Source organism: Billgrantia pellis (genome assembly GCF_008297955.1).
In the GTDB taxonomy this organism is placed as follows: Bacteria; Pseudomonadota; Gammaproteobacteria; order Pseudomonadales; family Halomonadaceae; genus Halomonas; species Halomonas pellis.
The window spans coordinates 868,390-891,105 of sequence record NZ_VTPY01000003.1 but is presented as its reverse complement, the minus strand read 5'-3'; the positions used below and the strand labels follow the sequence as shown (position 1 = coordinate 891,105).

Annotated in this window: 33 protein-coding genes; all 33 read left to right on the top strand. The window is 61.8% G+C overall.

Translation table 11 applies throughout. The annotated features are described in order from the left end of the window. Nucleotides 1-10 precede the first annotated feature (10 nt). Entirely contained in the window at nucleotides 11-4,231 is a 4,221-nt protein-coding gene (rpoC, locus tag F0A17_RS10075; RefSeq protein WP_149328173.1) for a DNA-directed RNA polymerase subunit beta', read from the top strand. A 148-nt stretch (nucleotides 4,232-4,379) separates the two neighbouring features. Next, entirely contained in the window at nucleotides 4,380-4,754 is a 375-nt protein-coding gene (gene rpsL, locus F0A17_RS10070) for a 30S ribosomal protein S12 (RefSeq protein ID WP_149328172.1), read from the top strand. A 114-nt stretch (nucleotides 4,755-4,868) separates the two neighbouring features. Further along, nucleotides 4,869-5,339 carry a 30S ribosomal protein S7 gene (rpsG, locus tag F0A17_RS10065; RefSeq protein WP_149328171.1) on the top strand — a complete coding sequence of 157 codons (471 nt, stop codon included), beginning with the start codon at nucleotides 4,869-4,871 and terminating at the stop codon, nucleotides 5,337-5,339. Between the two features lie 46 nt (nucleotides 5,340-5,385). Beyond that, the gene (gene fusA / locus F0A17_RS10060) at nucleotides 5,386-7,506 is read left to right on the top strand and encodes an elongation factor G (RefSeq protein WP_149328170.1); all 2,121 of its coding nucleotides are present in this window, start codon (nucleotides 5,386-5,388) and stop codon (nucleotides 7,504-7,506) included. A gap of 29 nt (nucleotides 7,507-7,535) precedes the next feature. Next, entirely contained in the window at nucleotides 7,536-8,729 is a 1,194-nt protein-coding gene (gene tuf / locus F0A17_RS10055; RefSeq protein ID WP_149328169.1) for an elongation factor Tu, read from the top strand. 166 nt (nucleotides 8,730-8,895) lie between these two features. Then, nucleotides 8,896-9,207 (top strand): 30S ribosomal protein S10, encoded by a 312-nt coding sequence (gene rpsJ, locus F0A17_RS10050; RefSeq protein WP_010626466.1) that lies wholly within the window; start codon nucleotides 8,896-8,898, stop codon nucleotides 9,205-9,207. A 152-nt stretch (nucleotides 9,208-9,359) separates the two neighbouring features. Beyond that, entirely contained in the window at nucleotides 9,360-9,998 is a 639-nt protein-coding gene (gene rplC, locus F0A17_RS10045) for a 50S ribosomal protein L3 (protein ID WP_149328168.1), read from the top strand. 14 nt (nucleotides 9,999-10,012) lie between these two features. Then, nucleotides 10,013-10,618 carry a 50S ribosomal protein L4 gene (rplD, locus tag F0A17_RS10040; protein ID WP_149328167.1) on the top strand — a complete coding sequence of 202 codons (606 nt, stop codon included), beginning with the start codon at nucleotides 10,013-10,015 and terminating at the stop codon, nucleotides 10,616-10,618. Next, nucleotides 10,615-10,911, top strand: a complete 297-nt coding sequence (gene rplW / locus F0A17_RS10035) for a 50S ribosomal protein L23 (protein WP_111413338.1) — start codon at nucleotides 10,615-10,617, stop codon at nucleotides 10,909-10,911. The genes rplD and rplW overlap by 4 nt, the downstream gene beginning before the upstream one ends. A gap of 17 nt (nucleotides 10,912-10,928) precedes the next feature. After that, entirely contained in the window at nucleotides 10,929-11,756 is an 828-nt protein-coding gene (rplB, locus tag F0A17_RS10030) for a 50S ribosomal protein L2 (RefSeq protein ID WP_149328166.1), read from the top strand. 22 nt (nucleotides 11,757-11,778) lie between these two features. Further along, a complete protein-coding gene (gene rpsS / locus F0A17_RS10025; RefSeq protein WP_009098993.1) occupies nucleotides 11,779-12,054 on the top strand; it encodes a 30S ribosomal protein S19 in 276 nt (91 codons plus the stop codon). An 18-nt stretch (nucleotides 12,055-12,072) separates the two neighbouring features. Next, nucleotides 12,073-12,405, top strand: coding sequence for a 50S ribosomal protein L22 (rplV, locus tag F0A17_RS10020; RefSeq protein ID WP_097790618.1), 333 nt, complete (start codon nucleotides 12,073-12,075; stop codon nucleotides 12,403-12,405). Between the two features lie 11 nt (nucleotides 12,406-12,416). After that, nucleotides 12,417-13,115, top strand: coding sequence for a 30S ribosomal protein S3 (gene rpsC, locus F0A17_RS10015; protein ID WP_104205221.1), 699 nt, complete (start codon nucleotides 12,417-12,419; stop codon nucleotides 13,113-13,115). Between the two features lie 15 nt (nucleotides 13,116-13,130). Beyond that, nucleotides 13,131-13,544 (top strand): 50S ribosomal protein L16, encoded by a 414-nt coding sequence (gene rplP, locus F0A17_RS10010; protein WP_149328165.1) that lies wholly within the window; start codon nucleotides 13,131-13,133, stop codon nucleotides 13,542-13,544. Further along, nucleotides 13,544-13,735, top strand: coding sequence for a 50S ribosomal protein L29 (gene rpmC / locus F0A17_RS10005; RefSeq protein ID WP_010626474.1), 192 nt, complete (start codon nucleotides 13,544-13,546; stop codon nucleotides 13,733-13,735). The genes rplP and rpmC overlap by 1 nt, the downstream gene beginning before the upstream one ends. A gap of 1 nt (nucleotide 13,736) precedes the next feature. Next, nucleotides 13,737-13,997 (top strand): 30S ribosomal protein S17, encoded by a 261-nt coding sequence (rpsQ, locus tag F0A17_RS10000; protein WP_149328164.1) that lies wholly within the window; start codon nucleotides 13,737-13,739, stop codon nucleotides 13,995-13,997. 39 nt (nucleotides 13,998-14,036) lie between these two features. Next, the gene (rplN, locus tag F0A17_RS09995) at nucleotides 14,037-14,408 is read left to right on the top strand and encodes a 50S ribosomal protein L14 (protein ID WP_149328163.1); all 372 of its coding nucleotides are present in this window, start codon (nucleotides 14,037-14,039) and stop codon (nucleotides 14,406-14,408) included. A gap of 14 nt (nucleotides 14,409-14,422) precedes the next feature. Beyond that, nucleotides 14,423-14,740, top strand: coding sequence for a 50S ribosomal protein L24 (gene rplX, locus F0A17_RS09990; RefSeq protein ID WP_149328162.1), 318 nt, complete (start codon nucleotides 14,423-14,425; stop codon nucleotides 14,738-14,740). An 18-nt stretch (nucleotides 14,741-14,758) separates the two neighbouring features. Further along, nucleotides 14,759-15,298: a 50S ribosomal protein L5 gene (rplE, locus tag F0A17_RS09985; RefSeq protein ID WP_149328161.1), complete on the top strand. Its 540-nt coding sequence runs from the start codon at nucleotides 14,759-14,761 to the stop codon at nucleotides 15,296-15,298. 10 nt (nucleotides 15,299-15,308) lie between these two features. After that, nucleotides 15,309-15,614: a 30S ribosomal protein S14 gene (gene rpsN, locus F0A17_RS09980; RefSeq protein WP_149328160.1), complete on the top strand. Its 306-nt coding sequence runs from the start codon at nucleotides 15,309-15,311 to the stop codon at nucleotides 15,612-15,614. Between the two features lie 32 nt (nucleotides 15,615-15,646). Next, complete coding sequence (gene rpsH / locus F0A17_RS09975) at nucleotides 15,647-16,039, top strand: 30S ribosomal protein S8 (RefSeq protein ID WP_149328159.1); 393 nt, start codon at nucleotides 15,647-15,649, stop codon at nucleotides 16,037-16,039. A 9-nt stretch (nucleotides 16,040-16,048) separates the two neighbouring features. Continuing rightward, nucleotides 16,049-16,579, top strand: a complete 531-nt coding sequence (gene rplF, locus F0A17_RS09970) for a 50S ribosomal protein L6 (RefSeq protein ID WP_149328158.1) — start codon at nucleotides 16,049-16,051, stop codon at nucleotides 16,577-16,579. 9 nt (nucleotides 16,580-16,588) lie between these two features. Next, complete coding sequence (gene rplR, locus F0A17_RS09965; RefSeq protein WP_104205215.1) at nucleotides 16,589-16,939, top strand: 50S ribosomal protein L18; 351 nt, start codon at nucleotides 16,589-16,591, stop codon at nucleotides 16,937-16,939. A gap of 11 nt (nucleotides 16,940-16,950) precedes the next feature. After that, nucleotides 16,951-17,451 (top strand): 30S ribosomal protein S5, encoded by a 501-nt coding sequence (gene rpsE / locus F0A17_RS09960; RefSeq protein ID WP_104205214.1) that lies wholly within the window; start codon nucleotides 16,951-16,953, stop codon nucleotides 17,449-17,451. A 5-nt stretch (nucleotides 17,452-17,456) separates the two neighbouring features. Further along, nucleotides 17,457-17,639: a 50S ribosomal protein L30 gene (rpmD, locus tag F0A17_RS09955; RefSeq protein WP_010626484.1), complete on the top strand. Its 183-nt coding sequence runs from the start codon at nucleotides 17,457-17,459 to the stop codon at nucleotides 17,637-17,639. A 3-nt stretch (nucleotides 17,640-17,642) separates the two neighbouring features. Next, nucleotides 17,643-18,077: a 50S ribosomal protein L15 gene (gene rplO / locus F0A17_RS09950; protein ID WP_149328157.1), complete on the top strand. Its 435-nt coding sequence runs from the start codon at nucleotides 17,643-17,645 to the stop codon at nucleotides 18,075-18,077. Further along, nucleotides 18,078-19,409, top strand: coding sequence for a preprotein translocase subunit SecY (gene secY / locus F0A17_RS09945; protein WP_149328156.1), 1,332 nt, complete (start codon nucleotides 18,078-18,080; stop codon nucleotides 19,407-19,409). It begins immediately after the preceding gene. Between the two features lie 52 nt (nucleotides 19,410-19,461). After that, nucleotides 19,462-19,575: a 50S ribosomal protein L36 gene (rpmJ, locus tag F0A17_RS09940; protein ID WP_009099023.1), complete on the top strand. Its 114-nt coding sequence runs from the start codon at nucleotides 19,462-19,464 to the stop codon at nucleotides 19,573-19,575. A 123-nt stretch (nucleotides 19,576-19,698) separates the two neighbouring features. After that, the gene (gene rpsM / locus F0A17_RS09935; protein ID WP_104205211.1) at nucleotides 19,699-20,055 is read left to right on the top strand and encodes a 30S ribosomal protein S13; all 357 of its coding nucleotides are present in this window, start codon (nucleotides 19,699-19,701) and stop codon (nucleotides 20,053-20,055) included. A 39-nt stretch (nucleotides 20,056-20,094) separates the two neighbouring features. Continuing rightward, nucleotides 20,095-20,481: a 30S ribosomal protein S11 gene (gene rpsK, locus F0A17_RS09930; protein WP_010626488.1), complete on the top strand. Its 387-nt coding sequence runs from the start codon at nucleotides 20,095-20,097 to the stop codon at nucleotides 20,479-20,481. Between the two features lie 12 nt (nucleotides 20,482-20,493). Next, complete coding sequence (rpsD, locus tag F0A17_RS09925) at nucleotides 20,494-21,114, top strand: 30S ribosomal protein S4 (RefSeq protein WP_149328155.1); 621 nt, start codon at nucleotides 20,494-20,496, stop codon at nucleotides 21,112-21,114. A gap of 82 nt (nucleotides 21,115-21,196) precedes the next feature. After that, entirely contained in the window at nucleotides 21,197-22,195 is a 999-nt protein-coding gene (locus F0A17_RS09920) for a DNA-directed RNA polymerase subunit alpha (RefSeq protein ID WP_104205210.1), read from the top strand. Between the two features lie 39 nt (nucleotides 22,196-22,234). Further along, complete coding sequence (gene rplQ, locus F0A17_RS09915; RefSeq protein WP_149328154.1) at nucleotides 22,235-22,630, top strand: 50S ribosomal protein L17; 396 nt, start codon at nucleotides 22,235-22,237, stop codon at nucleotides 22,628-22,630. Nucleotides 22,631-22,716: the final 86 nt, after the last annotated feature.

Sequence of the window (22,716 nt, the reverse complement as noted above, 5' to 3'; positions counted from 1 at the left end):
AGCCGACTCCATGAAAGATTTGGTGAAAGTCCTCAAATCGCAGTCACAGTCCGAAGAGTTCGACGCGATCAAGATCTCGCTCGCCTCTCCGGACATGATTCGCTCCTGGTCCTACGGCGAGGTCAAGAAGCCCGAGACCATCAACTACCGCACCTTCAAGCCGGAGCGGGACGGGCTGTTCTGCGCCAAGATCTTCGGTCCGGTGAAGGACTACGAGTGCCTGTGCGGCAAGTACAAGCGCATGAAGCACCGCGGCATCATCTGCGAGAAGTGCGGCGTCGAGGTGACCAAGGCGGCGGTGCGCCGCGAGCGCATGGGCCACATCGAGCTGGCCAGCCCCGTTGCGCACATCTGGTTCCTCAAGTCGTTGCCGTCGCGTATCGGCATGTTCCTCGACATGACCCTGCGCGACATCGAGCGGGTGCTCTACTTCGAGAGCTTCGTGGTCATCGACCCGGGCATGACCACGCTCGAGCGTGGCCAGTTGCTCAACGACGAGCAGTACTTCGAGGCCCTCGAGGAGTTTGGTGACGACTTCGACGCCCGCATGGGCGCCGAAGCGATCCAGGCACTGCTCAAGGATATCGACCTCGTCGAGGAGGTCGAGCGCCTGCGCGAGGAGATTCCGCAGACCAACTCCGAAACCAAGATCAAGAAGCTCTCCAAGCGTCTCAAGCTGCTGGAGGCGTTCCACAACTCCGGCAACGACCCGGCCTGGATGGTCATGGAAGTGCTGCCGGTGCTGCCGCCGGACCTGCGTCCGCTGGTGCCGCTGGATGGTGGCCGTTTCGCCACCTCCGATCTCAACGACCTCTATCGTCGGGTGATCAACCGCAACAACCGCCTCAAGCGGCTGCTCGACCTCAACGCGCCCGACATCATCGTGCGCAACGAGAAGCGCATGCTGCAGGAGGCGGTGGACGCGCTGCTCGACAATGGCCGCCGCGGTCGTGCCATCACCGGTTCCAACAAGCGCCCGCTGAAGTCCCTGGCCGACATGATCAAGGGCAAGCAGGGACGTTTCCGTCAGAATCTGCTGGGCAAGCGCGTCGACTACTCCGGCCGTTCGGTCATTACCGTGGGCCCGACGCTGCGCCTGCACCAGTGTGGCCTGCCCAAGAAGATGGCGCTGGAGCTATTCAAGCCGTTCATCTACTCCAAGCTGCAGTCGCTGGGCCACGCGTCCACGATCAAGGCGGCCAAGAAGATGGTCGAGCGCGAGTTGCCCGAGGTGTGGGACATCCTTGCCGACGTCATCCGCGAACACCCGGTATTGCTCAACCGTGCGCCGACCCTGCACCGCCTGGGCATTCAGGCCTTCGAGCCGCTGCTCATCGAGGGCAAGGCGATCCAGCTGCACCCGCTGGTGTGTGCCGCTTACAACGCCGACTTCGACGGCGACCAGATGGCGGTTCACGTGCCGCTGACGCTGGAAGCCCAGCTCGAAGCGCGGGCGTTGATGATGGCCACCAATAACGTGCTGTCGCCGGCCAACGGTGATCCGATCATCGTGCCGTCCCAGGATGTGGTGCTGGGTCTGTATTACATGACCCGCGAGAAGATCAACGCCAAGGGCGAGGGCATGGTGTTCTCCGACCTCAATGAGGTCGAGCGCGCCTTCGGCACCCAGAACGTATCGCTGCACGCCCGCGTCAAGGTGCGTCTCACCGAGGTGCGCGTCGACGAGGAGACCGGCGAGCACAGCACTGAACGCACGCTCTACGACACCACCGTGGGTCGCGCGCTGCTATTCCGCATTCTGCCTGACGGCGTGCCGTTCGAACTGGTCGACCAGGCGATGAAGAAGAAGGCCATCTCGAAGCTGCTCAACGAGGTGTATCGGCGCGCCGGACTCAAGGCGACCGTCATCTTCGCCGACCAACTGATGTACACCGGTTTCCGTATGGCGACCTGGTCGGGGGCGTCCATCGGCGTCAACGATTTCGTCATCCCTGAGGCCAAGACCGAGATCGTCGAGGCCGCCGAGGCCGAGGTCAAGGAGATCGAAGACCAATTCTCCTCGGGGCTCGTTACCGCCGGCGAGAAATACAACAAGGTCATCGACATCTGGTCCAAGGCCAACGACAAGGTGGCCAAGGCGATGATGGCGGGCATTTCGAAGGAGACCGTGGTCGACCGCGAAGGCAACGACGTCGAGCAGGACTCGTTCAACAGCGTGTTCATCATGGCCGACTCCGGCGCCCGGGGTAGTGCCGCCCAGATCCGCCAGCTGGCGGGAATGCGCGGGCTGATGGCCAAGCCGGACGGCTCGATCATCGAGACGCCGATCGTCGCCAACTTCCGCGAAGGCCTGAACGTACTGCAGTACTTCATCTCGACCCACGGTGCACGCAAGGGCCTGGCGGATACGGCGTTGAAGACCGCCAACTCGGGTTACCTGACGCGGCGCCTCGTCGACGTGGCCCAGGACGTGGTGATCACCGAAACCGATTGCGGCACCGAACAGGGTCTGACCCTGCATCCGGTCATCGAAGGCGGCGACATCATCGTCTCGCTGGCTCAGCGCGTGCTGGGTCGCGTGGTAGCACAGGACGTCATCGACCCGAGTACCGACGAGATCCTGATCGAGAAGGGTACGCTGCTTGACGAGGCTTGGTGCGAGCGTCTCGACACCATGGGCGTCGACGAGATCGTGGTGCGCAGCGGCATTAGCTGCGCGTCGACCCACGGGGTCTGTTCGGCATGCTACGGCCGCGACCTGGCGCGGGGCCATCAGGTCAACATCGGCGAAGCGGTGGGCGTCATCGCCGCGCAGTCGATCGGCGAGCCGGGTACGCAGCTGACCATGCGGACCTTCCACATCGGCGGTGCGGCGTCTCGCGCTTCGGCGGTGGACAGCGTTCAGGTCAAGCATGGCGGCAAGGTGCGCCTGCACAACATGAAGTTCGTCGAGCGTGCCGATGGCCGGCTGGTGGTGGTGTCTCGCTCCAGTGCGTTGGCGGTGGCCGACGAGCATGGCCGTGAACGCGAGTACTACAAGCTGCCTTACGGCGCCGAGCTGTCGATCAAGGATGGCGAGGCGGTCGAGGCCGGTCAGGTCGTGGCCAAGTGGGATCCGCACACTCACCCGATCATCGCCGAGGTCGAGGGTAAGGTGCAGTACGTCGACATGGTCGAAGGGGTTACCATTCACCGCACGGTGGACGAGATGACCGGCCTCTCCTCCATCGAGGTGATCGAGTCGGCGGCGCGCCCGCAGGCCGGCCGCGACAGCCGTCCGATGATCCTGCTTACCGACGAGAGCGGCGAGCCAGTCAGCGTAGCGGGCTCCAATACCCCGGTGCAGTACCTGCTGCCGGGCAAGGCGATCGTTTCGGTGGACAATGGCGCCAAGCTTGGGGTCGGCGAAATCGTTGCACGTATCCCGGTGGAAGCGTCGGGCAACAAGGACATCACCGGGGGTCTGCCCCGCGTGGCGGACCTGTTCGAGGCGCGCAAGCCGAAGGAGCCGGCGATTCTGGCCGAGATCAGCGGCACGATCAGTTTCGGCAAGGAAACCAAGGGCAAGCGGCGTCTGACGATCACGCCGGAAGACGGCGGCGATCCGTTCGAAATGCTGATTCCGAAGTGGCGCCAGATCGCGGTGTTCGAAGGCGAGACGGTGGAGAAGGGCGAGGTAATCTCCGACGGCCCGAGCAACCCGCATGACATCCTGCGGCTGTTGGGCGTGGCGGAGCTGGCCAAGTACATCACCGCCGAGATCCAGGAGGTCTATCGGTTGCAGGGCGTGGGCATCAACGACAAGCACATCGAAGTGATCGTGCGTCAGATGCTGCGCAAGGTGGAGATCACCGATGCCGGCGACTCCGAGTTCATTCCGGGGGACCAGGTCGAGCTGGTCCGGGTGCTCGAGGAGAACGCCCGCCTGGAACAGGCCGAGAAGTTCCCGGCCAAGTACCAGCGCGTGCTGCTGGGTATCACCAAGGCCAGCCTGGCCACCGAGTCGTTCATCTCCGCAGCCTCCTTCCAGGAGACCACGCGGGTGCTGACCGAGGCGGCGGTAACCGGCAAGCGGGATTACCTGCGTGGCCTGAAGGAGAACGTGGTGGTGGGTCGCCTGATCCCGGCGGGAACGGGGCTCGCTCACCATCAGGAGCGTCGTCGCAAGCGGGAAGATACCGAACGTCTGCTCCATCCGTCGGCGTTCGACGTCGAGCAGGAGCTGGGTGCCCAGCTCACCGCACTCGACTCGGACGAAGACGAGCTGTAGGCGGCGCGTGACGGCGTCGGGCGGGAGGTTGGCCCTTCCGCTTGACGCCTCACCCCGCTAGACCTTAGAATGCGCAGCCTTTAACAGTGGGGTGGGTGCGCCCGTGCCCACTGAAAGGCAAGGCAACCATTGGAGTCAGCTACACAATATGGCAACGATTAACCAGCTCGTGCGCAAGCCGCGCAAGCGCCCCGTCAGCAAGAGCGACGTGCCGGCGCTGCAGGCCTGCCCGCAGAAGCGCGGTGTCTGCACCCGCGTTTACACCACCACCCCGAAGAAGCCGAACTCGGCCCTGCGTAAGGTCTGTCGCGTGCGTCTGACCAACGGGTTCGAGGTTTCGTCCTACATCGGTGGTGAAGGCCACAACCTTCAGGAACACTCTGTCGTGCTGATCCGCGGCGGTCGTGTCAAGGACTTGCCGGGTGTGCGTTACCACACCGTTCGCGGCGCCCTCGATACTTCCGGCGTTCAGAACCGCAAGCAGGCACGTTCCAAGTACGGTACCAAGCGTCCGAAGTCCTGATCGGCCTCGGTCTGCATACCTAGAATACATATCGGTCTGATAAGAGTAAGGCCGGGCGTCGTCTAAACGAGAGTCCCGGGTTTGCCTGAAAGACCCTTCGATAGAGGGCTTGTCATGCCTAGAAGAAGAGTAGCCGCCAAGCGCGAAATCCTCCCGGATCCGAAGTTCGGAAGCGAGCGCCTGGCCAAGTTCATGAACCACCTGATGGTCAGCGGCAAGAAGTCCACAGCTGAGCGTATCGTTTACGGTGCGCTGGACACGGTTGCCGAGCGTAGCAAGGAAGAGCCGCTGGACATCTTCGATCGCGCGCTGGAAGCCATCCAGCCGATGGTCGAGGTCAAGTCCCGCCGCGTTGGCGGTGCGACCTATCAGGTGCCGGTCGAGGTTCGTCCCTCGCGCCGTCAGGCGCTGGCCATGCGCTGGCTGGTGGATGCGGCGCGCAAGCGCGGTGAGAAGACCATGGTGCAGCGTCTCGCCGGCGAGATGCTCGATGCCGCCGAGGGCAAGGGCTCTGCGGTGAAGAAGCGTGAAGACGTGCATCGCATGGCTGAAGCCAACAAGGCGTTCTCGCACTATCGCTTCTAAGTGCAGCGCTTCCCAACGCATCGCCAACCAACGGGGAGTTTCCACCGTGGCTCGCAAGACTCCACTTAACCGCTACCGCAATATCGGTATTGTCGCCCACGTCGATGCCGGCAAGACCACCACGACCGAGCGCGTGCTGTTCTATACCGGCGTCAACCACAAGCTGGGCGAGACGCATGAAGGTGCTTCCACCACTGACTGGATGGAGCAGGAGCAGGAGCGTGGTATTACCATCACCTCTGCTGCCGTGACCACCTTCTGGAAAGGCATGAACCATCAGTTCGATGAGCATCGCATCAACATCATCGACACGCCGGGGCACGTCGACTTTACTATCGAGGTGGAACGTTCGCTGCGTGTGCTCGACGGCGCCGTGGTGGTGCTGTGCGGTTCATCCGGCGTGCAGCCGCAGACCGAGACCGTGTGGCGTCAGGCCAACAAGTACGAAGTGCCGCGCATGGTGTTCGTCAACAAGATGGACCGTACCGGCGCCGACTTCTTCATGGTCGTCGATCAGCTCAAGCAGAAGCTGGGCGCCAACGCGGTGCCGATCCAGATCAACTGGGGTACCGAGGAGGACTTCAAGGGCGTCATCGATCTGATCGAGATGAAGGCCATAAAGTGGAACGAAAATGACCTTGGCACCACCTATGATCTGATCGATATCCCGGCTGAGCTCCAGTCAAAGGCCGAGGAGTATCGTGAGCAGATGGTCGAGGCCGCTGCCGAGGCCTCCGAAGAGCTGATGGACAAGTACCTCGAAGAGGGTGAGCTCAGCAAGGAGGAAATCAAGGCCGGTCTGCGCCGTCGCACGCTGGACAACGAGGTCGTGCTGGTGACGTGCGGCTCGGCGTTCAAGAACAAGGGCGTCCAGGCCGTACTGGATGCCGTTGTCGAATATTTGCCGTCCCCCACCGAGGTGAAGGCCATCGAGGGGGAGCTGGACGACAAGGAAGGCACGATCGAGACCCGCGAGGCGGACGACAACGCACCCTTCGCTGCGCTGGCGTTCAAGATCGCCACCGATCCCTTCGTCGGCACCCTGACCTTCATCCGCGTCTATTCCGGCGTGCTGAAATCGGGCGACAGCGTCTACAACTCGGTCAAGCAGAAGAAGGAGCGCGTGGGGCGTATCGTGCAGATGCACGCCAACTCGCGTGAAGAGATCAAGGAAGTCCTGGCTGGCGACATCGCCGCTTGCATTGGACTCAAGGACGTTACCACCGGTGACACCCTGTGCGATCTCGAGCAAAAGATCGTGCTGGAGCGTATGGAGTTCCCGGATCCGGTGATCTCCGTGGCCGTGGAGCCGAAATCCAAGGCCGACCAGGAGAAGATGGGGGTGGCGTTGGGCAAGCTGGCCCAGGAGGACCCGTCGTTCCGCGTCAAGACGGACGAAGAGACCGGCCAGACCATCATCTCCGGCATGGGCGAGTTGCACCTGGACATCATCGTCGACCGCATGCGGCGCGAGTTCAAGGTCGAAGCCAACATCGGCAAGCCGCAGGTCGCCTACCGTGAAACCATTCGCGGCAAGGTCGAGCAGGAAGGCAAGTTCGTACGTCAGTCCGGCGGTCGTGGCCAGTATGGCCATGTCTGGCTGCGTATCGAGCCGCTCACCGAGGCGGACAAGGAAGGCGACGAAGACATGCACTTCAAGTTCGCTTCCGAGATCGTCGGCGGTGTGGTACCCAAGGAGTATGTGGGTGCCGTCGAGAAAGGAGCCTATGAGCAGCTGCAGAACGGCGTCATCGCGGGATACCCGATGATCGACGTCAAGGTCACGCTGTACGATGGTTCCTACCATGACGTGGACTCGAACGAGAACGCGTTCAAGGTTGCCTCTTCCATGGCTGTCAAGGAAGGGGCCCGCAAGGCCAAGGCCGTGCTGCTGGAGCCGGTGATGAGGGTCGAAGTCGTGACGCCCGAGGATTTCATGGGTGACGTCATGGGTGACCTGAACCGTCGCCGCGGTCTGGTGCAGGGCATGGATGACTCTTCCTCCGGCAAGGTCATCCGCGCGATGGTGCCTCTGGGCGAGATGTTCGGTTATGCGACCGATCTGCGTTCTCAGACCCAGGGTCGTGCGAGCTACACTATGGAGTTCGCGAGCTACGAAGAGGCGCCCTCCAGCATCGTTGAAGCCGTCATCAACCAGAAAGGCTAACCGCTAGCAAACGTAAAGAGGTTATCGAAGTGGCTAAGGAAAAATTCGAACGTTCCAAACCGCACGTCAACGTCGGCACCATCGGTCACGTCGACCACGGCAAGACCACTCTGACTGCGGCTCTGACTCGCGTTTCTGCTGAGGTCTTCGGCGGTGAATGGCGTCAGTTCGACTCCATCGACAACGCTCCGGAAGAGCGTGAGCGTGGTATCACCATCGCCACCTCTCACGTCGAGTACCAGTCCGAGCAGCGTCACTATGCTCACGTCGACTGCCCGGGGCACGCCGACTACGTCAAGAACATGATCACCGGTGCGGCCCAGATGGATGGCGCCATCCTGGTCTGTTCCGCTGCCGACGGTCCCATGCCGCAGACTCGCGAGCACATCCTGCTGTCGCGTCAGGTCGGCGTGCCGTACATCGTCGTGTTCCTGAACAAGGCCGACATGGTCGACGACGAGGAGCTGCTCGAGCTGGTTGAGATGGAAGTTCGCGAACTGCTCAACGAATACGACTTCCCGGGTGACGATACCCCGATCATCATCGGCTCCGCGCTGATGGCGCTGAACGGCGAAGACGAGAACGGCATGGGCACCACCGCCGTTGCCAACCTGATCAAGGCCCTGGACGACTACATCCCGGAGCCGCAGCGTGCCATCGATCAGCCGTTCCTGATGCCGATCGAGGACGTGTTCTCCATCTCCGGTCGCGGCACCGTGGTCACCGGCCGTATCGAGCGCGGCATCGTCAAGGCTGGCGAGGAAGTCGAGATCGTCGGTATCAAGGACACCACCAAGACCACCGTTACCGGTGTCGAGATGTTCCGCAAGCTGCTCGACGAAGGTCGCGCGGGCGAGAACGTCGGTGCCCTGTTGCGCGGTACCAAGCGTGACGAGGTCGAGCGTGGCCAGGTTCTGGCCAAGCCGGGCACCATTAACCCGCACACCGTCTTCGAGGCCGAAGTCTACGTGCTGTCCAAAGAAGAGGGCGGTCGTCATACGCCGTTCTTCAAGGGGTATCGTCCGCAGTTCTACTTCCGTACCACTGACGTGACCGGTACTTGTGAGCTGCCCGAAGGTGTCGAGATGGTCATGCCGGGCGACAACGTCAAGATGGTTGTCACCTTGATCGCTCCGATTGCCATGGACGAAGGTCTGCGCTTCGCCATTCGCGAAGGCGGCCGTACCGTCGGCGCCGGCGTCGTGGCCAAGATCGTTCAGTAAGTTCCGAAATAGCTGACTGATCGAAGGGGGCTCCGCGAGGAGCCCCCTTTCTGCGCACCCGAAGCGGAGTTGTTTGACTCCGGCCTCGGGCGTGCATATAATGCGCATCCTTTGAATGCGTGGGTAGGCGGCAGGCGCCGTCGACATCCATTGGAGTTTAGGGCAAATGCAGAACCAGAAGATTCGCATTCGGTTGAAGGCATTCGACCATCGCCTGATCGACCAGTCCGCCGCGGAGATCGTTGATACCGCCAAGCGCACTGGCGCCCAGGTACGCGGTCCGATCCCGTTGCCGACCAATCGTGAGCGCTATACCGTACTGATCTCGCCGCACGTCAACAAGGACGCGCGCGACCAGTACGAGATCCGCACTCACAAGCGCGTGCTCGATATCGTCGAGCCGACCGAAAAGACCGTCGATGCCCTGATGAAGCTCGACCTCGCCGCTGGCGTGGACGTTCAGATCAAGCTCGACTAACCACACTAGACACTCGCGGCCCAGCGCTCGGACACACTGCGTTTCGAGCAGCAGCCGCCACGCCGGGATGGCGTCATACAACGTGCTAGTGGAATGCTCTGGAAAGGGCAGCCATAGCGGGTGATAGCCCCGTACACTAAAGGAGACTGAGAATGACTATCGGTTTGGTCGGTAGAAAGGCCGGTATGACCCGCGTCTTTACCGAAGATGGCGCCTCCGTGCCCGTAACCGTGATCGAGGTTGAACCGAATCGCATCACCAGCGTCAAGACCGTCGACAGCGACGGCTACGCCGCGGTTCAGGTGACAACCGGCTCCCGCAAGGCCAAGCATCTCTCCAAGGCGCAGGCAGGTCTGTACGCCAAGGCGGGGATCGAGGCCGGTCGCTCCCTGATGGAGTTCCGTCTCGCCGAAGGCGAGGAAGCTCCGGAAGTGGGCGGCGAAATCACCGTATCCCTCTTCGAAGCTGGTCAGAAGGTCGATGTGACCGGCACCTCCAAGGGCAAGGGCTTCCAGGGCGCCGTCAAGCGCTGGAACTTCCGTACCCAGGACGCCACCCACGGCAACTCCCTGTCGCATCGTGCGCCGGGTTCCATCGGCATGTGTCAGACCCCGGGTCGTGTCTTCAAAGGCAAGAAGATGGCCGGTCAGATGGGCAATGTCCGCTGCACCGTCCAGAGCCTTGAAGTCGTGCGGGTCGATGCCGAGCGAAACCTGCTGCTGATCAAGGGTGCCGTGCCCGGTGCTACCGGCAGCGACGTCATCGTTCGCAGCGCCGTCAAAGCTGGCTGAAGGGGATAGAACCGATGAATCTGAATCTTGCTGCAGGCGCGGGTACTGTCGAAGTCGCCGACGCCACCTTTGGCAAAGAATTCAACGAGGCGCTGGTTCACCAGGTCGTCACCGCCTATCTGGCCGGTGGTCGTCAGGGGACTCGCGCTCAGAAGAACCGTTCCGACGTGCGTGGTGGCGGCAAGAAGCCGTGGCGCCAGAAGGGCACCGGCCGAGCTCGCGCAGGCACCATCCGTTCGCCCCTGTGGCGCAGCGGGGGCGTGACCTTCGCGGCGCGTCCGCAGGACCACTCGCAGAAGGTCAACCGCAAGATGTATCGCGCAGCAATGCGCTCCATCCTGTCCGAGCTGGTGCGCCAGGAGCGCCTGGTTGCCATCGACGCGTTCACCGTCGACGCGCCCAAGACCAAGCAGCTGGTCGCCAAGCTGGGTGAGCTGGGCCTGGAGAAGGCGCTGATCGTCACCGAGGAAGTCGACGAGAAGCTCTACCTGGCCGCCCGCAACATCCCCAATGTGGATGTGGTGGATGTGGCTGCCGCCGATCCGGTGAGCCTGATTGCCTTCGACAAGGTGCTGGTCACCGTCTCTGCTCTGCGTAAATTCGAGGAGAAGCTGGCATGAACCAGGAGCGCGTTTTCAAGGTTCTGCTCGGTCCGCACGTGACCGAGAAGGCCGCTTTCGCCGCCGAGCGCAACCAGTATGTGTTCAAGGTGGCCAGTGATGCGACCAAGCCGGAAATCAAGCAGGCCGTACAGGTGCTGTTTGGCAAGAAGGTCGATCGCGTCCAGGTGCTGAACATGAAGGGCAAGACCAAGCGCACCGCGCACGGTCTGGGCCGCCGTCAGGGTTACCGCAAGGCGTACGTGACCCTGGCAGCTGGTGAGACGCTCGAAGACTTCACTGGCGCCGAATAAGGGCAGGAGTACGGATCATGGCAATCGTCAAGACAAAACCCACATCCGCCGGTCGTCGCCACGTCGTCAAGGTCGTCAGCGAGGACCTGCACAAAGGCAAGCCCTATGCGCCGTTGCTGGAGAAGCAGTCGCGCTCCGGTGGGCGTAACAACAACGGTCGTATCACCACCCGTCACGTGGGCGGCGGTCACCGTCAGCACTACCGGCTGATCGACTTCAAGCGCACCAAGGATGGCGTTCCTGCCGTCGTCGAGCGCCTCGAGTACGATCCCAACCGCAGCGCGCATATTGCGCTGCTGAAGTACCTGGACGGCGAGCGTCGCTACATCATCGCGCCGAAGGGCGTGAGCGCAGGCGACAAGCTCGAGTCCGGCGTGAACGCGGCGATCAAGAAGGGCAATACCCTTCCGCTGCGCAACATCCCGCTGGGTTCCACCGTTCACTGCATCGAGCTCAAGCCCGGCAAGGGCGCTCAGCTCGCGCGCAGTGCCGGCACCAGCGCCCAGTTGGTCGCCCGCGAAGGTAGCTATGCCACCCTGCGTCTACGCTCCGGCGAGATGCGCAAGGTGCTGGCCGACTGCCGCGCGACCCTGGGGGAAGTGAGCAACTCCGAGCACAGCCTGCGTCAACTTGGCAAGGCCGGTGCAAAGCGCTGGAGAGGCGTGCGTCCGACCGTTCGCGGCGTGGCCATGAACCCGGTGGATCACCCGCACGGCGGCGGCGAAGGCCGCACCAGTGGCGGGCGTCATCCGGTGTCGCCGTGGGGTGTGCCCACCAAGGGCCACAAGACCCGCAAGAACAAGCGCACCGACGCGCTGATCGTTCGTCGCCGCAAGGCCAAGTAACAGACATTAAGGGGTAACGGCTGTGCCACGTTCACTGAAGAAAGGTCCCTTCATTGACCTTCATCTGCTGAAGAAGGTTGAGGCTGCAGTGGAGAAGAACGACCGCAAACCGATCAAGACCTGGTCGCGTCGTTCCATGATCCTGCCGAACATGGTCGGGCTCACCATTGCAGTCCATAACGGTCGCCAACACGTCCCGGTGCACGTCTCCGAGGAAATGGTTGGCCACAAGCTGGGCGAATTCGCTGCCACCCGCACCTATCGCGGACATGCGGCGGACAAGAAAGCCAAACGGTAAGCCAGAGAGGATTGAGAGATGGAAGTCACAGCTAAGCTGCGTGGCGCTCGTTTATCCGCCCAGAAGGCCCGTTTGGTGGCTGACCAGGTGCGCGGTAAGCCGGTCGCCGAGGCGCTCGACCTGCTGACCTTCTCGCCGAAGAAGGCTGCCAAGCTGGTCAAGAAAGTGCTGCAGTCCGCCATCGCGAACGCGGAAGAAAACAACGGCATGGATATCGACGAGCTGCGTGTCTCGACCATCTGCGTCGATGAGGGCATGACGCTCAAGCGCATCCGTCCGCGCGCCAAGGGCCGTGCGGATCGCATCCTGAAGCGCACCTGCCACATCACCGTCAAGGTAGCCGAGAAGTAGGAGTCGACCAGATGGGTCAGAAAGTCAATCCGACAGGTATTCGGCTGGGTATCGTCAAGGACCACTCCTCGGTGTGGTACGCCGAGGGCGATGCTTATGCCGACAAGCTGAACAACGACCTCGAAGTGCGTCGCTTCCTCGAGGAGCGCCTGAAGAATGCGTCCGTGAGCCGCATCACCATCGAGCGTCCGGCGAACAACGCCCGCATTACCATTCACACCGCCCGTCCGGGCATCGTGATTGGCAAGAAGGGCGAGGACGTCGATCGTCTGCGCCGCGAGGTCACCGCAATGATGGGCGTGCCCGTGCACGTCAACATCGAAGAGGTCCGCAAGCCGGAACTTGACGCCAAGCTCGTCGCGCAGAACATCGCCGGACAGCTCGAGCGCCGTGTCATGTTTCGTCGCGCCATGAAGCGCGCGGTGCAGAACGCCATGCGTCTCGGCGCCGGCGGCATCAAGGTGCAGCTCTCCGGTCGCCTCGGCGGCGCGGAAATCGCCCGCACCGAATGGTACCGGGAAGGTCGCGTGCCGCTGCACACGCTGCGTGCGGACATCGACTACGCCACCTACGAAGCGAAAACCACCTACGGCATCATCGGTGTCAAGGTGTGGGTCTTCAAGGGTGAAATCCTCGGGGGCATCGAAGAGGTTCGCGCCAAGGCCAAACAGCCGCAGGCAGCGCCCTCCAAGAAGAAAGGTTCCAGGTAAGGGGAGAGCGAGTCGATGTTACAGCCCAAGCGTATGAAGTTCCGCAAGATGATGAAGGGCCGCAACCGTGGCCTGGCGCATCGCGGAAGCAAGATCAGCTTCGGGGAATACGGCCTGAAAGCCACCGGTCGCGGCCGCATCACGGCGCGCCAGATCGAGGCCGGCCGCCGCGCGATCACCCGTCACGTCAAGCGTGGTGGCAAGATCTGGATCCGCGTTTTCCCCGACAAGCCGATTTCCAAGAAGCCGCTCGAAGTCCGTATGGGTAAGGGCAAGGGCTCCGTCGAGTACTGGGTTGCACAGATCCAGCCGGGCCGGGTCCTGTACGAGATCGAAGGTGTGTCCGAAGAGCTGGCCCGCGAGGCCTTCTCTCTCGCCGCCCAGAAGATGCCCGTATCCACCACCTTTGTGAAACGGACGGTGATGTGATGAAAGCCCAGGAAATTCGTGAAAAGTCAGTCGAGCAGCTCCAGGAGCAGCTCTTCGAACTCCTCCGCGAGCAGTTCAACCTGCGCATGCAGAAGGCCACCGGCCAGCTCAGCCAGACTCATCTGCTCAAGCAGGTTCGTCGGGATATCGCCCGGGTGAAGACTGTGCTCAACGAGAAGGCAGGTGACTGAGATGGCCGAAGAGAAAAAAGCCCGTACGCTCACCGGCAAGGTGGTGAGCGACAAGATGGAGAAATCCATCGTCGTGATGATCGAGCGCCGCGAGCGCCATCCGATCTACGGCAAGTACGTGAAGCGCTCCACCAAGCTGCACGCCCATGATGAGGCGAACCAGGCGAAGATTGGCGACACGGTCTCCATTCAGGAGTCCCGCCCGCTGTCCAGAAAGAAAGCCTGGACCCTGGTCGAGGTGATCGAGCAGGCCAAGGGCTAAGCTCGGCGAGAGCAGTCAGATTAGGTTTGGAGAAAACCGATGATTCAGACTCAGACAATGCTGGATGTCGCCGACAACAGCGGAGCGCGCCGGGTGCAGTGCATCAAGGTGCTGGGCGGTTCCCACCGTCGCTACGCTCGCGTCGGTGACATCATCAAGGTAACGGTGAAGGAAGCCATCCCGCGGGGCAAGGTCAAGAAAGGCCAGGTCCTCAAGGCGGTGGTCGTCCGCACCAAGAGCGGCGTCCGTCGTCCCGACGGTTCGCTGATCCGCTTCGATGGAAATGCGGCCGTTCTGTTGAACAATACCAACGAACAGCCGATCGGAACCCGTATCTTCGGGCCGGTGACGCGTGAGCTTCGCAACGAGAAGTTCATGAAGATCATTTCCCTGGCGCCCGAAGTGCTGTAAGGAGCGAGGCGGATATGCAAAAGATCAAACGTGACGATGAAGTGATCGTCATCGCCGGCAAGGACAAGGGCAAGCGCGGCACAGTGAAGCGCGTCCTCAAGGACGACCGCTTCGTCGTGTCCGGTGTGAACATGATCAAGCGTCACACCAAGCCCAACCCCATGGCGGGCAATCAGGGCGGTATCGTCGAGCGCGAGGCTCCGATTCACGCGTCCAACGTGGCGATCTTCAACTCGGAGACCGGTAAGGCGGATCGCGTCGGCTTCCAGGTTAAGGAAGACGGTACCAAGGTACGTATCTACAAGTCGACGCAGACGCAGATCGACGCCTAACGCGAGTCGGGTAGCAAAATGGCGAACTTGAAAGAACGTTATCAGAACGAGGTGGTGGCTCAGCTCAAAGAGCAGTTTAGCTACGCCAACGTGATGCAGGTGCCGCGGATCACCAAGGTGACCCTGAACATGGGCATCGGCGACGCGACCAGCGACAAGAAGCTGATCGAGAATGCCATCGGCGACCTGGAGAAACTCTCCGGTCAGAAGCCAATGGTGACCAAGGCACGAAAGTCCATCGCGGGCTTCAAGGTGCGCGAAGGTTGGCCGATCGGCATCAAGGTGACCCTGCGGCGTGAGCGCATGTGGGAGTTCCTCGATCGTCTGGTCAATATCGCGATTCCCCGCGTACGTGACTTCCGTGGTCTCAACCCGAAGTCCTTCGACGGTCGCGGCAACTACTCGATGGGGGTGCGTGAGCAGATCATCTTTCCGGAGATCGAATATGATAAGATCGACCGGATTCGGGGTCTGGATGTCACCATCACCACTACCGCCAACACCGACGAGGAAGGTCGTGCGCTGCTGAGCGCGCTGAACTTCCCGTTCAAGAAATAAGGGTGGGATCATGGCAAAGAAGAGCATGGTAGAGCGTGAGCTCAAGCGCACCAAGCTGGTCGAGAAGTATGCGGCCCGCCGCGCCGAGCTCAAGGCGATCATCCAGGACGTGAACACTTCCGACGAAGAGCGCTTCGAGGCGACGCTGAAACTGCAGCAGCTGCCGCGCGACTCCAGTCCGGTGCGCCAGCGCAACCGCTGCCGCATCACCGGTCGCCCGCACGGCTACTACAACAAGTTCGGGCTTGCCCGGAACATGCTGCGTGAAGCCGCCATGCGTGGCGAAGTCCCTGGGCTGAAGAAGTCCAGCTGGTAAGCCGCCACGGAAACATCAGGAGCGCAATGTAAATGAGCATGCAAGACACTCTGGCGGATATGTTCACCCGTATCCGCAATGCGCAGATGGCCACCAAGGAGACGGTCACCATGCCGTCCTCCACGCTCAAGGTCGAGGTGGCCCGCGTACTCAAGGAAGAAGGCTATATTGCCGACTTCTCAGTGGCCGAAGGCACCAAGCCCGAGCTGACCGTGACCCTTAAGTACTTCGAGGGCAAGCCGGTCATCGAGCATCTGCAGCGGGTTTCCAAGCCGTCCCTGCGCCAGTACAAGGGTAAGGATGCGCTGCCCAAGGTGGCAGACGGCCTGGGTGTCGCGATCGTCACCACCTCCCAGGGCGTGATGACCGACCGTGCCGCTCGCCAGGCGGGCGTCGGTGGTGAAGTCATCTGCACCGTATTCTAGGAGTCTGGAATGTCCCGCGTAGCCAAATATCCGGTTAAAGTGCCCGCCGGCGTCGACATCAAGCTCGACGGCGACCAGCTGACCGCCAAGGGCAGCCAGGGCACGCTATCCATGACCGTCCATCCGGACGTGGCCATCGGTCAGGAAGAGGGTCAGCTGACCTTCAATCCGAGCGAAACGGCCAAGTCCTGGGCGATGGTCGGTACCACACGTGCTCTGGTCCAGAACCTGGTCACCGGCGTCTCCGAGGGTTTCACCAAAACCCTCGAAATCGTTGGCGTCGGCTATCGTGCCCAGGCTAGTGGCCAGACGCTGAATCTGTCACTGGGCTTCTCCCACCCGGTCGAGTACTCCTTGCCCGAGGGTGTCTCTGCGGAAACGCCGAAGAACACCGTCATCGTGCTGAAGAGCGCGGACAAGCAGAAGCTGGGCCAGGTCGCCGCCGAGGTTCGCGCCTTCCGTCCGCCCGAGCCCTACAAGGGCAAGGGTGTGCGGTACGCCGACGAGCAGGTGCGTCGTAAAGAAGCCAAGAAGAAGTAAGGCAGGGTTATGAACGCGAAGAAAGAATCTCGTCTCCGTCGTGCCCGCCGCGCTCGTGCCAAAATGCGCGAGCTGGGCGTGTATCGCCTGTGCGTCAACCGTACCCCGCGCCACATCTACGCGCAGATCATCTCGCCGGATGGTGGCAAGGTGCTGGCCAGCGCTTCCACGCTGGACAAGGACCTGCGCGAGGGGGCGACCGGCAATGCCGACGCTGCCGCCAAGGTGGGTGCGCTGATTGCCGAACGTGCCAAGCAGGCAGGCATCACCCAGGTGGCCTTCGATCGTGCCGGTTACAAGTACCACGGCCGCGTGAAGGCCCTGGCCGACGCCGCACGTGAAGGCGGCCTGGAATTCTAAAGGGTTTTACGATGGCGAAGAACGAACAGAACACCGGCGATCTGCAGGAAAAGCTCGTGCAGGTCAACCGCGTCGCCAAGGTGGTCAAGGGTGGCCGAATCTTCGGTTTCACCGCACTGACCGTCGTGGGTGACGGCAATGGTCGTGTCGGCTTCGGCCGCGGCAAGGCGCGTGAAGTGCCGGTCGCGATCCAGAAGGCCATGGACCAGGCGCGCCGCAACATGATCAAGGTGAGCCTCAAGGGCAACACCCTGCAGTACCCGGTCAAGGCCCGTCACGGCGCCTCCAAGGTGTACATGCAGCCGGCCTCCGAAGGTACCGGGATCATCGCCGGTGGCGCCATGCGCTCCGTGCTCGAATTGGCCGGCGTCCATGACGTCCTGGCCAAGTGCTACGGCTCCACCAATCCGGTCAACGTGGTGCGTGCAACCGTCAATGGTCTCGCGTCCATGCAGTCGCCGGAAGACATCGCCGCCAAGCGCGGCCTGTCCGTCGAAGCGATCACGGGGTAAGTACCATGGCAGCCACACTCAAGGTTACCCAGATCCGTAGCACCATCGGCACACTGCCCAAGCACAAGGCCACCATGAAGGGCCTGGGGCTGCGCCGCATCGGTCATACGGTCGAACTGGAAGACACCCCTGCCGTGCGCGGCATGATCCACAAGGTCAACTACCTTGTGCGGGTAGAGGGAGAGTAATCCATGAAACTCAACACGCTGAGCCCGGCACCGGGTTCCAAGCACGCCGAGAAGCGCGTCGGCCGTGGTATCGGTTCCGGTCTGGGCAAGACCGGCGGCCGTGGCCACAAGGGTCAGAAGTCGCGTAGCGGCGGCTCCGTGAAGCCCGGTTTCGAGGGCGGACAGATGCCGCTGCAGCGGCGCCTGCCCAAGTTCGGCTTCACCTCTATGAAGTCGCTGGTCTCCGAAGAGGTGCGCCTGAGCGAACTGGCCAAGGTCAGCGGTGACGAAGTCACCCTGGAAACCCTGAAGCAGGCCAACGTGCTCAAGGATGCCACCCAGCACGCGAAGATCATTCTTTCCGGCGACGTCAACAAGGCAGTCACCGTCCGTGGCCTCAAGGTCACCAAGGGTGCTCGTGCCGCGATCGAAGCCGCCGGTGGCAAGGTAGAGGACTAAATGGCCAAGTCAGGAAACATGCCGGCGATGGGCAGCGGTCTGAGTGAACTGTGGGCGCGTCTGCGCTTCGTGCTCCTCGCCATCGTGGTGTACCGAATCGGTGCCCATATCCCCGTTCCCGGTATCAATCCTGACCAGCTTGCTGCCTTGTTCAGGGAGCAGCAGGGCACCATCCTGGGACTGTTCAACATGTTCTCGGGCGGTGCCCTGGAGCGCATGAGCATCTTCGCCCTGGGCATCATGCCCTACATCTCGGCGTCGATCATCATGCAGCTGCTGACCGCAGTCTCGCCCCACCTCGAGCAGTTGAAGAAGGAGGGCGAGGCCGGCCGCCGCAAGATCAGCCAGTACACCCGCTACGGCACGGTGGCGCTGGCCCTGGTGCAGGCCACCGGCATGTCGGTGGGTCTGGCCAGCCAGGGCATCACCTATACCGCAGACTTCAGTTTCTATTTCACTGCCATCGTCACCTTCGTGTCGGGCGCAGTGTTCCTGATGTGGCTGGGTGAGCAGATCACCGAGAAGGGGATCGGTAACGGCATTTCGCTGCTGATCTTCGCCGGTATCGTCGCCGGGTTGCCGGGTGCCGTTGGGCAGGCCTTTGAGCTGGCGCGTAATGAAGGGGCTTGGAACGTGCTGCCGCTGCTGGCACTTACCGTGCTTGGCGTCGCGACCGTAGCCTTCGTGGTGTTCATCGAACGCGGCCAACGCCGCATCACGGTGAATTATCCGCGGCGCCAGGTGGGCAACAAGATGTATGCCGGGCAGAGCAGCTACCTGCCGCTGAAGGTGAACATGGCGGGCGTGATTCCGCCGATCTTCGCCTCCAGCATTTTGCTGTTCCCCGCCTCCATCGGCCAGTGGGTCGGCGCCGGCGATGGCATGGAGTGGTTGCAGCGAGCCTCCCAGGCTCTCGGGCCGGGGCAGCCGCTGTACATCTTGCTTTTCGCGGCGGCGGTGGTATTCTTCTGCTTCTTTTACACAGCGCTGGTCTTCAACCCCAAGGATGTCGCTGACAATCTCAAGAAGTCAGGGGCGTTCCTGCCGGGTATTCGTCCTGGTGAGCAGACCGCTCGCTACATCGATAAGGTCATGACGCGTCTGACCCTGTTCGGTGCCCTGTACATCACTGCGGTCTCCTTGATGCCTCAGTTCCTGATCGTGGCATGGAACGTGCCGTTCTTTTTCGGCGGTACCTCCCTGCTGATCGTGGTAGTGGTCATCATGGACTTCATGGCCCAGGTGCAATCGCACCTCATGTCGCATCAGTACGAGTCGGTGATGAAGAAGTCCAACCTGAAAGGCTATGGCAGCGGCGGCATCATGCGCTGAGTCGCGCCGCCGGTGGTTTGGCGCGCCGCGTGCCGATTTTGGAGAAGGAACGATGAAAGTTCGAGCTTCCGTCAAGAAGATGTGCCGTAACTGCAAGATCATTCGGCGCAATGGCGCGGTCCGCGTCATCTGCATCGAGCCGCGGCACAAGCAGCGCCAGGGTTGATCCTGGCGCTTGTGGAAAAAGCGGTGCCGGCATGCCCCTTGCCCCCAGAAGGGTAAAGGGGTATGCTGTTGCGCCTTTTGTAGTGACCAATCGAGCAAGCCGCTCAAATTTCGGAGAAAGCTGATGGCCCGTATTGCAGGCGTCAATATCCCGGACAACAAGCATGCGGCGATCTCGCTGACCTATATCTTCGGGATTGGCCGCACGCGCGCGCAGGAAATCTGTGCCGCTGCCGGCATCGCGCCGACCACCAAGATCCAGGACCTCTCCTCCGAGGAGGTGGATACCCTGCGTAGTGAAGTCGGCAAGTACACCGTGGAAGGTGACCTACGTCGTGATGTGACGCTCAACATCAAGCGTCTCATGGACCTGGGTTGCTATCGTGGTCTGCGTCATCGTCGTAGTCTTCCGCTGCGTGGTCAGCGGACCAAGACTAACGCGCGTACCCGTAAGGGCCCGCGTAAGCCGATCCGCAAGTAACACGCACGTTCTGGCGTAAAGACAGGAATAGACATCAACATGGCTAACCCGCGTAGCAACCGTAAGAAGGTTAAAAAGCAGGTAGTGGACGCCGTTGCGCACATCCACGCCTCTTTTAACAACACGATCGTGACGATCACAGACCGCCAGGGCAACGCTCTCTCTTGGGCGACTGCCGGTGGTTCGGGTTTTCGTGGTTCTCGCAAGAGCACCCCGTTCGCTGCTCAAGTAGCAAGCGAACGTGCAGCGACCGCTGCAGCCGAGTATGGTGTGAAAAACGTCGACGTGCTGGTCAAGGGCCCCGGTCCGGGCCGTGAATCCGCCGTGCGCGCGCTGAGCGCCGCCGGCTTCCGCGTGCAGAGCATCACCGACGCGACGCCCATTCCCCACAATGGCTGCCGTCCGCCGAAGAAACGCCGCGTTTAAGGAGACAGATTCATGGCTCGTTACATTGGTCCCAAGTGCAAACTGTCTCGTCGTGAAGGCACCGATCTCTTCCTCAAGAGCGGTGTGACTCCCTTCGAGAAGAAGTGCAAATCCGAGCAGATTCCGGGTGTGCACGGCCAGCGCCGTCAGCGTCTTTCCGACTACGGCTTGCAGCTTCGCGAGAAGCAGAAAGTGCGTCGTATCTACGGCGTACTCGAAAAGCAGTTCCGCAGCTACTACAAGGAGGCCGCCCGTCGCTCCGGCGCCACCGGCGAAGTCCTGCTGCAGCTGCTCGAATCCCGACTGGACAACGTCGTCTACCGCATGGGCTTCGGCTCCACACGTTCCGAGGCGCGCCAGCTGGTGAGCCACAAGGCGATCGCGGTCAACGGCCGTACCGTCAACGTGGCTTCCTATCAGGTCAAGCCCGGCGACGTGGTTTCCGTTCGCGAGAAGGCGAAGAATCAGGCGCGCATCCAGAATGCGCTCTCCATTGCCGCCAACCGTGGCGACGTGGCCTGGATCGAGGTGGACGCGAAGAAGATGGAAGGCACCTTCAAGGCTATCCCGGAACGCGGCGACCTGTCGGCCGACATCAACGAAAACCTGATCGTCGAGCTGTACTCGAAGTAAGCGTCGCTGACTGCGTCGCGCCGGTCCTGCGGGGCCGGCGTCGAGTACCGAGTAACCGTTAGGCAGCCTCAAAGGTGTAGTTATGCAGCGTTCAGTGACAGAGTTTCTCCGTCCGCGCGATATCAAGGTCGAAGAGATCAGCGCGCATCACGCGAAGATCGTGCTCGAACCGTTCGAGCGTGGCTTTGGCCACACCCTGGGCAATGCGCTGCGCCGCATTCTGCTCTCGTCCATGCCCGGCTGCGCCGTGGTGGAAGTCGAGATTTCGGGTGTCGAGCATGAGTACAGCGCGATCGAGGGTGTTCAGGAAGACGTCATCGAGATTCTCCTGAACCTCAAGGACGTGGCCATCCGCATGCACAGTCGCGACGAGGCGGTGCTCTCGCTGAACAAGCAGGGCCCGGCCGTGGTGACAGCGGGCGACATCGTCCTCGATCACGATGTCGAGATCGTCAATCCGGATCACGTCATCGCCCACGTCAACGAGGGCGCCGAGCTCAAGATGCAGCTCAAGATCGCTCGCGGTCGCGGCTACGAGCCGGCAGACGCTCGCGTCGGTGCCGACGATGAGTCTCGCGCCATCGGCCGCCTGCAGCTGGATGCCACTTTCAGCCCCGTGCGTCGCGTCTCCTACGCCGTCGACGCCGCGCGAGTCGAGCAGCGGACCGACCTCGACAAGCTGATCATCGACCTGGAAACCGACGGCACCCTGGATCCCGAGGAAGCCATTCGCCGCAGCGCCACCATCCTGCAGGAGCAGCTGGCCGCGTTCGTCGATCTGGAAGCCGACAAGGAACAGGAGGTCGAGGAGGAAGAGGATCACGTCGATCCGATCCTGCTGCGCCCCGTAGACGATCTCGAGTTGACCGTCCGCAGTGCCAACTGCCTGAAGGCCGAGAATATCTACTACATCGGTGATCTGATCCAGCGCACTGAAGTGGAGCTGCTGAAGACGCCGAACCTCGGCAAGAAGTCCCTGAATGAGATCAAGGACGTGTTGGCTGCTCGTGGTCTTTCCCTTGGCATGCGGCTGGAAAACTGGCCGCCGGCGAGCCTGAAGGACGACAAGGCCTCCGCGTGAGCGTCGACTCGAGTCCCAGTTTGGTAAGGAATCACAACCATGCGTCATCGTAAGAGTGGTCGTCACCTCAATCGTACCAGCTCGCATCGCCAAGCCATGTTCAAGAACATGAGCGTGTCGCTGATCGAGCACGAAGTGATCAAGACAACCCTGCCCAAGGCCAAGGAGCTGCGTCGCGTCATCGAGCCGCTGATCACCCTGGCCAAGCAGGACAGCGTCGCCAACCGTCGTCTGGCTTTCAGCCGCACCCGCTCCAAGGAAGCGGTCGGCAAGCTCTTCAACGAGCTGGGTCCGCGCTACGCCGAGCGTCCGGGCGGTTACGTCCGTATCCTCAAGTGCGGCTTCCGCACCGGCGACAACGCTCCCATGGCCTTCGTCGAACTCGTCGACCGCCCGGTCGTCGAGGAGGCCGAGGAAGCTGCCGCCGAGGAGTGATCCTTTGACGGCGGGCCTTGGCCCGGCAGTACTGTAGCAAGACGAAAAACCCGGCTTCTTACGAAGCCGGGTTTTTTTATGGCTGG